The 15,208-nt window shown below is 43.5% G+C and carries 12 protein-coding genes and 7 tRNA genes; 2 read left to right on the top strand and 17 right to left on the bottom strand.

Features of this window, described 5'->3' with window-relative positions:
* Positions 1 to 75 precede the first annotated feature (75 nt).
* The 5 genes from RA178_RS06195 to RA178_RS06175 form a co-directional block, all read right to left on the bottom strand.
* Positions 76 to 804, bottom strand: a complete 729-nt coding sequence (locus RA178_RS06195; RefSeq protein WP_306684937.1) for a KilA-N domain-containing protein — start codon at positions 802 to 804, stop codon at positions 76 to 78.
* A gap of 649 nt (positions 805 to 1,453) precedes the next feature.
* On the bottom strand, positions 1,454 to 2,005 hold the full coding sequence (locus RA178_RS06190) for a hypothetical protein (RefSeq protein ID WP_306684936.1): 552 nt from the start codon (positions 2,003 to 2,005) through the stop codon (positions 1,454 to 1,456).
* Positions 1,989 to 2,156, bottom strand: a complete 168-nt coding sequence (locus tag RA178_RS06185; protein WP_306684935.1) for a hypothetical protein — start codon at positions 2,154 to 2,156, stop codon at positions 1,989 to 1,991. The genes RA178_RS06190 and RA178_RS06185 overlap by 17 nt, the downstream gene beginning before the upstream one ends.
* A 245-nt stretch (positions 2,157 to 2,401) precedes the next feature.
* A complete protein-coding gene (locus RA178_RS06180) occupies positions 2,402 to 2,944 on the bottom strand; it encodes a hypothetical protein (protein ID WP_306684934.1) in 543 nt (180 codons plus the stop codon).
* Between the two features lie 948 nt (positions 2,945 to 3,892).
* Entirely contained in the window at positions 3,893 to 4,222 is a 330-nt protein-coding gene (locus RA178_RS06175) for a thioredoxin domain-containing protein (protein ID WP_306684933.1), read from the bottom strand.
* Between the two features lie 177 nt (positions 4,223 to 4,399).
* On the opposite strand from RA178_RS06175, the gene RA178_RS06170 reads away from it, so the two are divergent.
* On the top strand, positions 4,400 to 4,978 hold the full coding sequence (locus RA178_RS06170; RefSeq protein ID WP_306684932.1) for a hypothetical protein: 579 nt from the start codon (positions 4,400 to 4,402) through the stop codon (positions 4,976 to 4,978).
* Positions 4,979 to 5,052: 74 nt separating this feature from the next.
* Here RA178_RS06170 and RA178_RS06165 read toward each other — a convergent pair.
* The 12 genes from RA178_RS06165 to recA form a co-directional block, all read right to left on the bottom strand.
* Positions 5,053 to 5,151 (bottom strand) — tRNA-Ser (locus RA178_RS06165).
* A gap of 45 nt (positions 5,152 to 5,196) precedes the next feature.
* Positions 5,197 to 5,273 (bottom strand) — tRNA-Arg (locus RA178_RS06160).
* 49 nt (positions 5,274 to 5,322) lie between these two features.
* A tRNA-Arg gene (locus RA178_RS06155) sits at positions 5,323 to 5,399 on the bottom strand.
* A gap of 49 nt (positions 5,400 to 5,448) precedes the next feature.
* A tRNA-Arg gene (locus RA178_RS06150) sits at positions 5,449 to 5,525 on the bottom strand.
* Between the two features lie 86 nt (positions 5,526 to 5,611).
* A tRNA-Arg gene (locus RA178_RS06145) sits at positions 5,612 to 5,688 on the bottom strand.
* Positions 5,689 to 5,732: 44 nt separating this feature from the next.
* Positions 5,733 to 5,809: transfer RNA gene (locus tag RA178_RS06140), tRNA-Arg, on the bottom strand.
* A gap of 22 nt (positions 5,810 to 5,831) precedes the next feature.
* A tRNA-Ser gene (locus tag RA178_RS06135) sits at positions 5,832 to 5,923 on the bottom strand.
* Positions 5,924 to 6,128: 205 nt separating this feature from the next.
* Positions 6,129 to 6,326, bottom strand: a complete 198-nt coding sequence (csrA, locus tag RA178_RS06130; protein WP_006082602.1) for a carbon storage regulator CsrA — start codon at positions 6,324 to 6,326, stop codon at positions 6,129 to 6,131.
* A 118-nt stretch (positions 6,327 to 6,444) separates the two neighbouring features.
* Positions 6,445 to 7,701, bottom strand: coding sequence for an aspartate kinase (locus tag RA178_RS06125; RefSeq protein ID WP_006082603.1), 1,257 nt, complete (start codon positions 7,699 to 7,701; stop codon positions 6,445 to 6,447).
* 9 nt (positions 7,702 to 7,710) lie between these two features.
* Positions 7,711 to 10,335 carry an alanine--tRNA ligase gene (gene alaS, locus RA178_RS06120; RefSeq protein WP_306684931.1) on the bottom strand — a complete coding sequence of 875 codons (2,625 nt, stop codon included), beginning with the start codon at positions 10,333 to 10,335 and terminating at the stop codon, positions 7,711 to 7,713.
* A 319-nt stretch (positions 10,336 to 10,654) separates the two neighbouring features.
* Positions 10,655 to 11,125 (bottom strand): regulatory protein RecX, encoded by a 471-nt coding sequence (locus RA178_RS06115; protein ID WP_371135013.1) that lies wholly within the window; start codon positions 11,123 to 11,125, stop codon positions 10,655 to 10,657.
* Positions 11,126 to 11,142: 17 nt separating this feature from the next.
* On the bottom strand, positions 11,143 to 12,210 hold the full coding sequence (gene recA, locus RA178_RS06110; RefSeq protein ID WP_198572895.1) for a recombinase RecA: 1,068 nt from the start codon (positions 12,208 to 12,210) through the stop codon (positions 11,143 to 11,145).
* Positions 12,211 to 12,612: 402 nt separating this feature from the next.
* Here recA and mutS point away from each other — a divergent pair, with 402 nt between their 5' ends.
* On the top strand, positions 12,613 to 15,183 hold the full coding sequence (gene mutS / locus RA178_RS06105; RefSeq protein ID WP_263173231.1) for a DNA mismatch repair protein MutS: 2,571 nt from the start codon (positions 12,613 to 12,615) through the stop codon (positions 15,181 to 15,183).
* The last annotated feature ends 25 nt before the right edge of the window (positions 15,184 to 15,208 follow it).

Below are 15,208 nucleotides of genomic sequence, written 5' to 3'. Positions count from 1 at the left end.
TTTTAATGTATGGTTGGATAAATTAGAGGAGAAAGCCCCACAGATAGTTCTTTTGGGGCGTTCCTGACAGTATTCTTAGTTAGGTAATAAGTGTTCTTTAATTTGGGTGAAAGTCATACCAATAGATAGAAGGGTTTGGATCTGGATTTGTACTTTATCTAGGTTAGAAACAGATTGAATATCACCCATACGAACTAGGAAGTCTCTGTTATCTTCCCCTTTCAGCTTCTCACCTTGAATATCTTTCAGTTCATAACCAGTAGCAACACGGAAAGCTAGTTTAGCAAAGTTAGAATAAGCGAACTTGTTATCAGATACAGCTTGAATAGCGTCTGTCATTGCTCGGTAGCTTTTCTTTGCAACTTCACGCTGAACCTTTGCTACGCTTTGAGCTATGGCTAGGGCTGTGTCTACATCACCGTCAATCAATGCGCTAAACGCTGCGTTAACTGCGTAGGCGAAATCTGTTTGAATCCATTGTGAATAAGCAACAACAGCTTCTTGTGTGCCGTGCCTAGCCTCCTCTTTAATAGCTCCACCATGAGCCATTTTCACCAGTGTCGGTTTTTCGACACCGGAAGCCATTTTTGGTGGGCGGTTATTTTCACCAGTTAGTACAACCATCTTACCTTCATCTTCATAACGCTTAGAAAGTTTGTTATTCCAACGAGAGGGGCGCTTGCTTGGTTTGAGTTCAGAAGAAGCGTTGAAAATGTCGTTCATGTTGTAGAACTCAACACCATTGATTTCAACAGCGTTCAGGGTGGTTTCTTTGTTAGCAAAAGTAATAGTTAAAGTTTTCATTGTTTGTTCTCCTAAAAATGGTAGGTTCTTGTGTTTCGTATAAGTATTATTTACAGTTGGATTTTTCGAATACTTACAAGATTTGAAAATAAAGTTAGATAGTGTTTAAACGCTCTCAGACGCATTCTAAGAGGTTTTAATAGTAGGTAAGGTGTTTGCTTGTATTGCTTACGAACGTGCCTGAGAATGCTTCTCACTGCGTTTAAATGATGCTTTGTTGTAATGTTGTAATCATCTTGTTGATAGTAGCAATATCGTTGATGTTTAAAGCGAATTCTTTGATTTGTGAATAGTCCATTTGATGATTTCCTTATCGTTTGTGATGTTTGATGATGTATTGATTGTTTGCTCCTAATTAGTAAAAAGAAGCTGCTACTTAAAACAGCTTCTAAAACAACAAGGAATATAAATTAAAGTTCATCACGCTTTAATCTAATGAAGATAGACCCTCCCTCTTCGCTAGTGTACTGCGATTCTATTAGGTGAAGATTTATCTTAAAATTCTGTATAGGGTATAGGGGTGACTACTCCCCTTCGCTAGTGTGCTGCGATTCTATTTGATTAAAAGAAAGGGGTTGATTAATCCCCTCTTCTTTGATTTGGCCTGATTAAAGCTTTCATTAGAACAGAGGTGAATTACTCCTCTACGCTAGTGTACTGCGTTTCTTCTTTTGTTAGATTCAATCATGTTTTCACTACCACTTATAAAACAGCAAGTTTCTTTACTGTACAGTTTATTCCCACTTATCAAAGTGTCTTTGTCCAGTTCAATAGGATTGCGTGAACCAATAGATAGGTGTGATAGATACTGTTCATAACCTTTTAGTGTTGGTAGATCATTAGCAAAGTTTTGATAGTTGTGCCAACGTGGATCAACAGAACAATCTTTATAGGATGGGTATCTTCCAGAATAGCAACGATTTAAAATACCAATCCAAAGTGAATAAGTTTTAGTTCGTTTACCTCGGATTGTAGATCTATGCTTACCCTCACCCATAAAACCAATACCAAACACTGAAGGGTGGTAAGGATCTTTGGTTTCACCTTTTCGAATAATGTGGGGGTTTGCGTATCGAGTATAACCAGTGTTAAGAAAGGATATTGTTGCTAATCTAGAGTTGTGATATTTGACTATTTTAAGATTGCCGCACTTCTTGGTTTTATGAATAGTACCCTCAACCATATCAGCAGGGGTTTTCATACCAACTCGCTTGTTTCATTTCTACAATGTAATCAACGTTATCATCAGATAGGTTTTCTAGGATTGCCCAATCAGTGTTAGTAAAATCATCAATTTCATCGTGGATAAATTTGTATACTACATCAAATTCATAATCAGTTAAGTCAGTCATAGTTTAGATTCCTCTTGTTGTGAGTTAGGTACTAGGGAAAAAGGTTGTTTGCACTTGGGGCATTTGATTTCACGCTCTGTAACGTAATACCCACCGTGTTTATGCTTAGAACACCCTTCGTTATCGCATACCAATAGTTTAAAAGGTTTGGGTTGTGTGTAATTAATGGAATAGTTTGTTGTTTTCATATTAGTTGTTCCTTGTGGTTTGCCTTCGCTAGTATGCTGCGATTGGGCAAGCCCCTGTTAAGAGGCTTCGTATTGTGCGTATAGGCGAGCGATAAACTCGCAGCTTTGGACTAGGTCGGCTGAATGCGTGTGAGTATCAGGTAATTGGTTGTAGAAGGATTGCATCAGTCTAGGGTGAGTTAGACCGAAGTGTGATAGCCAATTGAAGGCTTGAGCCAAACTTGAATGAGCAGTGACAGCAGGAATCTCCATACCAGAGATACGAGCCATTTGGACTTCTGTGACGAACTCGTCATCTGTAGCAACGAATACATTAGACTCAAGGACGGCCATAGCTGCGTCACGCTTGCTTAGGAGGATTAGGGCTTTGTTTAGGCGAATCCAATGGGCGTAAAGAGAGCCTGAGCGTGAACGAGTCAACGTGAAAGAGACTTCAGAGAAAGAGCCAGTCAGGGTGCAAGTGTCGCCTTCGATGGTTACGTCGATTTCAATTTGGAAAAGATTAGGCAGAGTAACGCCTGTGCAGCGGCTATGTGATTTTACAACAGGGGCTGTGTCGGTGTGGATGGTGAGTGTTTGGAGTTTGTCGAAGAGTGTCATAGCGTGCGCCTCGTGGTTGCGTTTTAATTTATAAATACTATTTACAGCGGGAGACCCCCAAAAACTTACAAAAAATAAAAATAAATTTTAGATGTTCAGGAAGCGGCCTAAAACACATCAGGTTAAACGTTAAGATTAATAAGGTAGTTTATCAAAGAAATTGAGAACGTTGATTAGGGTGAGTTACAGAGCGTTTAAAAGGTATAACCTCTTCCATATATGGGTAAGTATTTAAAGTGAGCTACGCCCCCGACTAGGTTAGGGCACTGGGTTTTTACACGGAGAAAGGAGGTTCACTGTTAAGGAAGTCCTTCATGGGAGTTTCCTAGATGGGTATATATTCTTATTTATAGTTATAATAAATAATAGTTTGTTAAATAGTTTGTTAAATAGTTTGTTAGTTACCCCGTTTGGGGTATACCCTTTACCCTTTTTAGGGTATAGCCTTTACCCCGTCTGGGGTATAGGTCTTCCTAATTAAATACAACTATATCCTTTTCTAGGTATAGGTCATCTTTACAGTGTGCTTTTAATCTATAAATACGATTAAACCTTCCTTAGAAACACTTCTAAAGAATAAGTAATAATTAATAAATAGTAAATAATAAATAGAATAATACTTAACCCTACTGTCTTCCTCAGTAGTAGTCATAACATACTAACCTAACCCTTGGCCTAACGCCTCCAAAAGATTAGTATGCTTCCGCGTGACTTAGTAGCATAGGTCAGCGAGACTAGAAGTATTACGTCAATTTTTAATTGCTACATAGTATAGTTACAAAAATTTCTCTCGAAAGCTTACATCAAACCAAACTATTTTCACCAACAACCTTCACTCTGACCGTGTTTTAAATATGCAATATTGCATAATTAGAATTAACTGTTCAATACTGCATACTCAAAATTTGGTAAAAACGTCTATACGTGCATTTAGGTTGTTGGTTTAGTTTATTCTAAAATCCACTCTTTAATGATGTTCATACTTTCAGTGTGATAACCACAGATCTCTTTTATCTCCTCCTCTGAACTCTTCAAGAAATCAATGTATCTCTCTTTTCTACCCTCTGTAAAATCCCACTTAACACCAGATTGAATAGCAGAGGCTCTACCGATTAGATAGGCTTTCGAGATCAAGAATGTTTCTTCAGTGATGTAACCCTTTTGCCTACAAACCTCAGCCCAAGTAGCGTACTTATTGATTGTATCTTTTTGTTTATCAGCAATAACTGAAAAAGGAGTAGCAACCAGTAAACCTACTAATAGTAACTTTTTCTTCAAAACAAAACCTCCATAGATTGTTGAGGTTCATTGTTCTTTAGTCTATTTTGTAAGTCAAATCAACCTTCCCCAAAACCTACCTACTCAACATTTTTAAAAGCTTACAAAGAAATTACTTGCAAAGGTAATAAAAGGTTTACTATTATCTTCTCCAACAACTAACAAGGAGTCTTATTCATGACCACAGCAGCAGAGCTAACAGAAGCTTTACAAACAAACCTAGCCAATACAGAGCTTAGTTCAGACCACGGTAGAGCAAGTTTTGTATTAAGAAACAAAGCATCAGTTAAAGCTTTCGTAGAATCTTTTGATGACATTAGTAAAGTTGAGACAATGATTAACCTCCTCACAAAATGTGTTGAGGAAGTCAAAGATGCAAACCTTCTCAAAAAGGTAGAAGAGGCTAAACAGTTCCTAGCACTCGCAGGTATTACCGTAGAGCAGTTTAATGAATTAGTGGGCGGTACTACACAACCATCAGTGAAAAGATCCAGTTCTTTAGCAGGTAAGAAGATTGAAGCGGAAGTAGGTGTTATTCAATTCACCGATGCAAATGGTGTTACTCATAGAACTGGTTTAAAGACTCTCAAACGTCCTAAGACGCAAGCATTTAAAGATTTCATGGCAGCCCAAGGGTTGGACTACAAAATTGATTATGAGCGTTATTTGGTTGAACCAACACCTGAAGAGTTAGCAGGTTATGACGGTGATTTGAAGTTTGTGAAATTACTTCCAGAAGGCTACACAAGAGATTAGGAAAGGGTGTGTATGCATTGTGTATTCATGGTGCATACATTCTTGCATACAGGGGGTTTTTGATGGGGTTTGGGAGGAGAAAAAGGGTGCTGTTGAGATTCGAACCCTCGATGGGAGTTAAAGCCCATACTCCCTTAGCAGGGGAGCGCCTTCGGCCACTCGGCCACCTCTCCGCGTTTAACGCTTTAAATCAACAAGACGTATCTCGTTAACTATATTGGTGCGCGTGGAAGGAGTCGAACCTCCGACCGCCTGGTTCGTAGCCAGGTACTCTATCCAGCTGAGCTACACGCGCATGTTAAACGGTAAAACATTAATACGATTTAAATCATATTAATTTAAATTGGTGCGCGTGGAAGGAGTCGAACCTCCGACCGCCTGGTTCGTAGCCAGGTACTCTATCCAGCTGAGCTACACGCGCATGTTAAACGGTAAAACATTAATACGATTTAAATCATATTAATTTAAATTGGTGCGCGTGGAAGGAGTCGAACCTCCGACCGCCTGGTTCGTAGCCAGGTACTCTATCCAGCTGAGCTACACGCGCATTTTAACTCTTTGCTATAAGCAATTATCTACAAAATTTCTTATGAAATTCAAAACTGATGAGTTAAAGATTAACTAATGCAGAGATGGTGCGCGTGGAAGGAGTCGAACCTCCGACCGCCTGGTTCGTAGCCAGGTACTCTATCCAGCTGAGCTACACGCGCGACTTGTATCTAAATTTACTTTTACATCAAACACTAATAAAAAATGGTGCGCGTGGAAGGAGTCGAACCTCCGACCGCCTGGTTCGTAGCCAGGTACTCTATCCAGCTGAGCTACACGCGCACTGTTTTCTATCTTTAAGAAATGGCGGAGAAGGAGGGATTCGAACCCTCGATGGGAGTTAAAGCCCATACTCCCTTAGCAGGGGAGCGCCTTCGGCCACTCGGCCACCTCTCCGTTTTCTTGGCGCACATATTACTGTTTGACGAAAATAAGTCAAACCCTTTTTCCGAAACAGATTCCATTTGAACTGTTTTTAATCACATTGCTGTTATATCAAGCCAATGTATTGATTTACGCCAATCTTTCGGTCTGAAAAATAAAAAAGCCAGTTAAAAAACTGACTCTTCTGTTGCCGTAGTACGCTTGCCAAAACAAGGTACTAAAAGTTACCACCTTCCGATGGTGTACCTGATTTTTCAGATTGAATGCGTTGGTAGATTTCTTCGCGATGAACAGAAACCTCTTTTGGTGCATTCACACCAATACGCACTTGATTGCCTTTTACCCCTAGCACTGTAACTGTGACTTCATCACCAATCATCAGTGTTTCGCCAACACGACGAGTCAAAATCAGCATTCGATAGCTCCTTTATTTCTTAATTCAGCTTACACACGGCACTCATCCGGTAGATGGGCTTATTATAAGGTCAGCTTAGTACAAATTAATAGTATTCAATACTCAAACGGTTATTTAATTACACCTTATTTAGCTCGAAAGCGTGATGTAACGCCCGAACCGCCTTGTGTAAGTCCCTTTCATCGATAACGGTTGATAATTTACTCTCTGACGTCGTGAGTAACTTAGCATGAATAGTTTCATTACCCAAGACTTCTAACATCTTAGTCAATAATCCCATTTTTGCCTGTAAACCTTTGCCAACTAAAGATACTTTTGCACGTTGACGTTCGATAATCAATGGCCCGAGTGCGAGGCTTTCACTTAAGCCTTCGAGCTCATTAAGTAGAGTATCGACCTTAGCCTCAGCGAGCATAAAACTGACGCGACCCGAAGGATCATCCTCATGGATCCTCAATGGAGAAATAAATTCCACATCGATTTCCAATCGAGTTAAGCAGCCTAACAACGCTTGATAGCGTTCACTGGTGGTAAACAGCCCTTCAATCGTCAGCGTTGCCAGTGCCTTATTAATCGCGATACCTTGCACTAACGAGGCAATCGTTAATTCCGACTCGTCGCCAAACTGGATTAACGTCCCCTGCCCAGCTTCAAAGCTCGACAATACTCGCAGCGGTACGCGAAAACGCTCGGCGTATTCAACAGAATCGGGATGCAATACTTTAGCGCCGAGCTTTGCCATTTCGAGCATCACATCAAACCCAATCACATCGAGGCGACGTGCACTGCTATCAATATTCGGATCTGTGGTAAATACCCCAGCCACATCGGTAAAAATCTGGCATTCATCGGCTTCTAACGCTGCCGCTAAGGCTACTGCAGTGGTATCTGAACCACCGCGTCCTAAGGTGGTCACTTCGCCTTGAGGATCGATGCCCTGAAACCCTGCAACGATCGGCACAACACCATCGGCAAGCAAAGACTGCAAATATTCAGTATCAACTCGCTCAATGCTGGCGCGGCCAAATTGACTATTTGTATGAATTTGCACTTGATCGCCCGTAAGGGATTTTGCTTTTATGCCGCGACGTTGTAGCGCCATCGACATCAAAGCAATACTCACTTGCTCACCCGTCGATACTAGCATGTCTAACTCGCGCGCCGAGGCGCGCGGATTAATTTGTGCTGCAAGTGCAAACAGGCGATTCGTCTCACCCGCCATCGCGGATAAAACTAAGACTTGCTGCTCACCATTGTGAGCTGACTTTGTAATCTGCTCAGCGACCGCTTCGATACGTTCAATAGAACCCACCGAAGTGCCGCCGAACTTTTTCACAAAAAGCTTGCTACCACTAAGCTTTCGTTTTTGGGGCACAGCAACCTCTTAAGCTAGACGCTCAGTAATCCAAGGTAATACTTGAGCCAATGCCGCATCCAGATTTTCTGGCTGGCTACCGCCCGCTTGAGCCATATCAGGACGACCACCGCCTTTACCGCCCACTTGTGCAGCGACCATAGCGACGAGCTCACCCGCTTTGACTTTACCGATCAGATCGTTACTCACACCCGCGATCAGGTTAACTTTCCCTTCCTGCGCTGTACCAAGCACGATAATGGCCGATTTCAATTTCTGTTTTAATTCATCTTGCAAGCCGCGTAATGAACTTGCCTCAACGCCGTCTAATTTTTTGATCAGTACGTTAACGCCATTAACTATAACGGCATCGCCCACTAAGTCTGCACTCGCTGCGGCCGCTAGCTTATCTTTCAGCTGCGCCATTTCTTTTTCGAGTTGCTTCATCTTATCGAGCTGCACTTTTAACTTAGCCACCACTGAGTTGGCATCACCTTTCAATAAGGCTGCAGCTTCTTCCAGTTCAGCTTGTTGCTGCGCCACAAAAGCCATAGCGGCAGCACCAGTCACGGCTTCGATACGACGTACACCTGCAGCAATACCCGCTTCTGAGGTGATCTTAAATAAGCCGATGTCGCCAGTGCGGCCCACATGTGTACCGCCACACAATTCGATAGAGAAATCGCCCATAGTCACAACACGCACTTGTGAATCATATTTCTCACCAAAGAGTGCCATAGCGCCTTTCTCTTTAGCTTCATCTATGCCCATTTCAGCGGTTTTTAGCTCATGGTTACGACGAATTTGAGTGTTAACTAATTCTTCAACTTCTTTTAATTCAGCAGCTTTTACACCTTCGAAATGGGAGAAGTCAAAACGTAAACGCTCAGGATCAACCAAAGAACCTTTTTGCGAAACATGAGTACCGAGCACTTGACGCAGTGCGGCATGCAGTAAATGCGTAACAGAATGGTTTAACTGAGTACGGTGACGCAGTTTTTTGTCCACTTTCGCTTCAACAACTTGGCCAACACTCAAGCTACCAGTAGCCAAAACACCTTGATGGCCCGTTGCTTGACCATACTTTTGCGTATCGTTTACCGTAAACTCAATACCGTTCGCAACCAATTGGCCCTTATCGCCTACTTGACCGCCAGATTCCGCGTAGAAAGGGGTTACATCGAGCACGACAACGGCTTCATCACCCGCTTTGATCGCCGTCACTGACTCACCATTTTGATAAATCGCGGTGACCTTAGCTTGACCCGCTAATTCGGTGTAACCACTAAATGCAGTTTCAGCATCAATTTTCAGCGCAGCGTTATAATCTGCACCAAAGTTACCGGCAGCTTGTGCGCGGCTACGTTGCTCAGCCATGGCGACTTCAAAACCTGCTTCATCGACAATGATGTTGCGCTCACGGCAGACATCAGCGGTCAAATCCATTGGGAAGCCATAGGTGTCATACAGCTTAAATACGGTTTCACCGTCTAAGGTGTCACCTTTCAACTCGTTTAAGGCAGTATCTAAAATGCCTAAACCACGTTCAAGCGTACGAGCAAATTGCTCTTCTTCCGCTTTCAGTGCTTTTTCAACAATCGCTTGAGTCTCAGCTAACCCTTTTGCTGCATCGCCCATCACCGCAATCAAAGACGGAACCAGCTTGTAGAAGAAAGCTTCGGTCGCACCTAACTTGTTACCATGGCGAACTGCGCGGCGAATAATACGGCGCAGCACATAACCACGGCCTTCGTTCGACGGCATAACGCCATCGGCAATTAAAAATGCACATGAACGGATATGATCGGCAATGACTCGCAGCGACTTTTCAGATAAGTCACTAACACCAATGACCTCTGCGGCTTTAGCAATCAAAGTACGGAAAATATCGATTTCGTAGTTAGAATGTACGCCCTGCATAATCGCAGCAATACGCTCAATCCCCATGCCTGTATCAACCGAGGGCTTAGGCAAAGGTAACATTTCACCCGATGCTTGACGGTTGTACTGCATGAAAACGATGTTCCAGATTTCGATGAAACGGTCGCCATCTTCTTCAGGACTGCCTGGACGTCCGCCCCAAATATGATCACCATGGTCATAAAAAATCTCAGTACATGGACCACAAGGACCGGTATCACCCATTTGCCAGAAGTTATCTGACGCAAAGGCAGCACCTTTATTGTCACCGATACGTATGATGTTCTCGGCAGCGACACCAATTTTTTTATTCCAGATTTCAAAGGCTTCATCATCTGTCTGATAAATAGTGACGCACAGACGTTCCTTCGGCAGCTTTAACGTTTCAGTTAAAAAAGTCCAGCCCAAACGAATCGCTTCTTCTTTGAAATAATCTCCAAAACTGAAGTTACCTAGCATTTCGAAAAAGGTGTGATGACGTGCTGTGTAGCCAACGTTATCCAAATCGTTATGTTTACCACCTGCGCGTACACAACGTTGAGCAGTGGTCGCACGCGTATAATTGCGTTTGTCCATGCCAAGAAACACGTCCTTGAACTGGTTCATGCCTGCATTGGTAAATAAAAGTGTGGGATCGTTGCCTGGCACTAATGAACTACTGTCCACAACTTGATGACCATTGCTGCGGAAAAATTCGAGGAAAGCGCTTCTGAGCTCTGCTGTAGTTTGATACATGAAATCATCCTGAATTGGGTAAGCATTACCAGCTACGCCTTAGGCTAGCCGTATTTCTATTTGCCCAGCATTATAAGCAGACTAAGGAAGGACGACCAGTCTTGATTGGTGATATACACATCAGGAATTTAATATTTTAGCGTGAATCGCCCACACCAGAGTCACTAGAAGCAAAACGACAGGATAAAGCACAAATAAAGACGGCGTAAGTTTATCGCGGCACGGACAATATTTAGGCAAGTGAGTCTAATGTGAAGTATGAAATTGACAATACCCATTGATGATATTTAAATGAGCTTTTACAGTATTAGCTTCAAATTTAATAATCTTCATCGAGATCATTGGGATCTGAATCTAGTGCGTAAGTGATTTGATCGTAGCTAAAGCCTTGGCCCATTAAAAAACGCACTCGTTTGGCCTTTTCCTTTGCGATGAGATCCCGAGCTTTAGAGCCCTTCACTTCTGTTACGCGAGGTACACCGTATTTCTTGGTGGCTTTATCTTTTGCTAGCTCAAACCAGTCACAATCACAATTAACCAAAGCGGCTTCAATACAGTCTTTAGATAAGCCTTTCTGTGCGATTGCTTGGCGGATGCGTATTGCACCGTGGCCTCGACTGATGTGGCTACGCACCAATAGTTCGGCATAGCGAGCATCATTAATAAAACCGGAGGATTCGCAAGCATCGAGTACAGGTTCGATATCGTTAAGTTCGAAACCTTTTTCGAGCAATTTATCGCGGATTTGTAAACGGGAATAATCGCGGCGCGCTAACAGCGCGACCGCAATTTGATGGGCTGACTGACTCAGAATACTTCGCCTGTCTCTAAATCAATATTATCCTCAATGCTATCATCAGCTTTGGCAGCCAAGGCACTAGGATTGCTCAAAAGCAACTCACGTAGCGTCTTGTCAATTTCAGCAGCAATAGCTGGGTTTTCAGTCAGATATTTGCCAGCATTAGCACGACCTTGGCCGATTTTATCACCTTTATAGCTGTACCAAGCGCCCGCTTTTTCAATCAACTTATGGGCTACGCCTAAGTCTACTAACTCACCAGTACGGTTAATACCTTGGCCATAAAGGATTTGGAACTCAGCCTGCTTAAACGGCGCTGCAACCTTGTTTTTCACCACTTTAACGCGAGTTTCGTTACCGACCACTTCATCGCCGTCTTTAATGGCACCAGTGCGGCGAATGTCTAAACGAACAGAAGCATAAAACTTCAGCGCGTTACCACCGGTTGTAGTTTCTGGGTTACCGAACATCACACCAATCTTCATCCGGATTTGGTTGATGAAGATAAGTAAGGTGTTAGATTGCTTTAAGTTACCCGCAAGTTTACGCATGGCTTGGCTCATCATACGCGCCGCTAGGCCCATGTGAGAATCACCAATTTCGCCTTCGATTTCAGCTTTAGGTGTTAATGCCGCCACGGAGTCGACTACGATAACGTCAACAGCGCCTGAACGAGTTAAAGCATCACAAATCTCAAGCGCTTGCTCGCCGGTATCCGGTTGTGAACACAGCAGGTTATCAATATCTACGCCCAATTTTTTAGCATAAATAGGGTCTAGTGCATGCTCTGCATCGATAAAGGCACAGGTTTTGCCTTCACGTTGCGCTGCCGCAATCACTTCTAAAGTCAGTGTTGTTTTACCTGATGATTCAGGACCATAGATCTCAACGATACGACCCATTGGCAAACCGCCAGCACCTAAAGCAACGTCCAGAGACAGAGAACCGGTAGAAATGGTCTCAACATCCATAGAGCGATCTTCGCCCAGCTTCATGATGGAGCCTTTACCAAATTGTTTCTCAATTTGGATCAATACCGCAGCAAGTGCTTTCTCTTTATTTGGATCGACCTTCATTCCTGTTCCCTCATCAAGACAAGCATTAAGCTGTCAAAAGTGATATTCAATTTACAAACGGGTAATTCAAAAAGCCGCGCTTTTTGTCTTAATTCTGCTGACTAGTATACTGTACAATCATACAGTATCAAGACCTGTGACTGAATTATTTTTAGCTGATAGGATTTTTAATATGACCAAGGTTTTAGCGAATATCAAATCAGATAATAGCTCCCTTTGATCAATATCCATCGTTAAGGGCTCAATTTTCGCTAAATTATTGCTAAGATTGGCGCAACAAATTTTGCGTGGTCTTTTTAGCTGAAAATTGTACAGCAGTCTTCCGCTTCCATAGCGCTTAATCACCCTTAACCACACAAACTGTATCGCCTTTAGGCAGTCACAACGGACGATAACGATTTAATGAATGTAATTGATACCGATGATTTAGAAAAACATACTCCTATGATGCGTCAGTACTTGACGATGAAAGCAGAACATCACGATATGTTGCTGTTTTATCGCATGGGTGACTTCTACGAGTTGTTTTATGACGATGCTAAACGCGCTTCTGAGCTATTAGGCATTTCACTCACTGCGCGCGGTAAAAGTGGTGGCGATCCTATTCCGATGGCGGGACTTCCTTACCATGCTGTGGAAGGCTATCTTGCAAAATTAGTTCAAATTGGTCAATCAGTTGCGATTTGCGAACAGATTGGCGATCCCGCTACATCTAAAGGGCCCGTAGAACGTAAAGTGGTGCGAATTGTCACACCAGGCACCTTAACCGACGAAGCGTTGCTACAAGAACGCCAAGACAATCTGTTAGCCGCGGTTTATCAAGGTAAAGTCGGTTTTGGTTATGCCACATTAGATGTTTCATCCGGACGTTTTGTGATTGCAGAGCTCGACACGCGAGAGTCATTAGAAGCGGAATTGCAACGCACTAATCCCGTTGAAATCCTCTACAGTGAAGACTTTGGCGAACTAGGTCTACTTAACGGTTTTAAAGGTAAACGTCGTCGCCCTGAATGGGAATTTGATTACGATACGAGTATCAAGTTACTACTGGCCCAGTTCGGCACTAAAGACTTACATGGTTTTGGTATCGCAGATGCACGTTTATCACTGCAAGCTGCGGGTTGCTTGATGCAATATGTCAAAGACACACAGCGCACGGCACTGCCCCATATCAATGCCATTATCCGCTTCAATCAAACCGATAGCATAGTACTCGATGCGGCAACTCGCCGAAATCTAGAACTCACTCAAAACCTTGCCGGTGGCCGCGATAATACCTTAGCCGCAGTATTAGATAACACGGCAACGCCTATGGGCAGTCGTATGTTACAACGCTGGATCCATCAGCCTCTGCGAGATCCTAAGCAAATTAAGGCGCGCCAACAGGCGGTGACTGAACTCCTCGATACCGCAGCCCACGAAGGTTTGCATGAGCAGTTAAAGGCACTTGGCGATATCGAACGTATCATGGCAAGGTTAGCCCTGCGCACTGCCCGTCCAAGGGACTTTGCACGTTTACGTCAAGCTCTGGGCTTATTGCCTGAATTACAACAGAGTTTAAGTACACTGAGCGCGCCGCACACGACTCAATTGCGTCAACACTTAGGCGAGTTCCCCGCTGAGCAAGCCCTACTTGAGCGCGCGATAGTCGATAATCCACCTATGCTTATCCGCGATGGCGGGGTGATCCGTGAAGGCTACAACAGCGAACTAGATGAATGGCGCGGTCTGAGCGAAGGAGCGAGTGATTACTTAGTACAACTTGAAGCCAGAGAAAAAGAACGTACTGGCATCAATACACTTAAAGTCGGCTATAACCGCGTACACGGCTATTACATCGAAGTAAGCCGCCTGCAATCCTCACAAGTACCGCTCAATTATCAACGACGCCAAACACTTAAGAATATGGAGCGTTATATCACGCCCGAACTTAAGGAATACGAAGAAAAAGTCCTCTCGAGCCAAGGTAAAGCGCTGGCACTCGAAAAGCAGTTATGGGAACAGTTATTCGATCTTATTCTGCCGAAATTACATGAATTACAGGCTTTTGCTAGAGCAGCGGCTGAGCTTGATGTACTGAGTAACTTTGCCGAGCGTGCCGAAACCTTAGGCTACACTTGTCCAGAGCTGAGCCAAGATATCGGCGTACAAATAGACGCAGGTCGCCATCCAGTGGTGGAGCGTGTTAGCCAAACGCCGTTTATCGCTAACCCAGTGACCTTGCACAATCAAAGACGTATGTTGATTGTGACTGGACCTAACATGGGCGGTAAATCGACCTATATGCGTCAAGTCGCCTTGATTACGCTGATGGCCCATATTGGTTGTTTTGTGCCAGCAGATCGCGCCCTGATTGGCCCGATTGATCGTATATTTACCCGTATTGGCGCATCAGACGATCTGGCCTCTGGCCGCTCAACCTTTATGGTAGAAATGACTGAAACTGCCAACATTCTGCACAATGCCACTGCCAGTAGTTTAGTGTTAATGGATGAAATCGGCCGTGGAACATCCACCTATGATGGTTTATCGCTAGCTTGGTCGGCAGCAGAGTATTTAGCCCAGCAAGTCGGGGCTATGACCCTATTCGCCACCCATTATTTTGAGCTAACTCAATTACCTGACTTAATGGCAGGTGTTTACAATGTGCACCTTGATGCCATAGAGCACGATGATACCATCGCCTTTATGCATGCAGTACAAGAAGGCGCCGCCAGTAAAAGCTACGGCTTACAAGTTGCGGCGCTTGCCGGCGTGCCAAACAAAGTGATTAAAGCAGCGAAACATAAATTGCAGCAATTGGAGAGTCGCGATCACCAACCAGAAGGAACGAGGACGCCCATTCAAAGCTTACTCGCTTTACCTGAACCGGTTGAAAATCCAGCTTTGACTAAATTAAGTAGCATTAATCCCGATAACTTAACGCCAAAACAGGCGCTTGATTTGCTCTATGAACTGAAACGCTTGAGCTAGACATCAGGTGATCTAAATAAAAGCC

Source organism: Shewanella oncorhynchi (assembly GCF_030848765.1).
Lineage (GTDB): Bacteria > Pseudomonadota > Gammaproteobacteria > Enterobacterales > Shewanellaceae > Shewanella > Shewanella oncorhynchi.
This window is presented reverse-complemented; position numbering and strand designations above follow the sequence as displayed.

Coding starts and splice junctions, on each gene's coding strand:
- RA178_RS06195 (WP_306684937.1), bottom strand. CDS start 804: ATGAAAACTTTAACTATTACTTTTGCTAACAAAGAAACCACCCTGAAC.
- RA178_RS06190 (WP_306684936.1), bottom strand. CDS start 2,005: ATGAAAACCCCTGCTGATATGGTTGAGGGTACTATTCATAAAACCAAG.
- RA178_RS06185 (WP_306684935.1), bottom strand. CDS start 2,156: ATGACTGACTTAACTGATTATGAATTTGATGTAGTATACAAATTTATC.
- RA178_RS06180 (WP_306684934.1), bottom strand. CDS start 2,944: ATGACACTCTTCGACAAACTCCAAACACTCACCATCCACACCGACACA.
- RA178_RS06170 (WP_306684932.1), top strand. CDS start 4,400: ATGACCACAGCAGCAGAGCTAACAGAAGCTTTACAAACAAACCTAGCC.
- csrA (WP_006082602.1), bottom strand. CDS start 6,326: ATGCTGATTTTGACTCGTCGTGTTGGCGAAACACTGATGATTGGTGAT.
- alaS (WP_306684931.1), bottom strand. CDS start 10,335: ATGTATCAAACTACAGCAGAGCTCAGAAGCGCTTTCCTCGAATTTTTC.
- recA (WP_198572895.1), bottom strand. CDS start 12,210: ATGAAGGTCGATCCAAATAAAGAGAAAGCACTTGCTGCGGTATTGATC.
- mutS (WP_263173231.1), top strand. CDS start 12,613: ATGAATGTAATTGATACCGATGATTTAGAAAAACATACTCCTATGATG.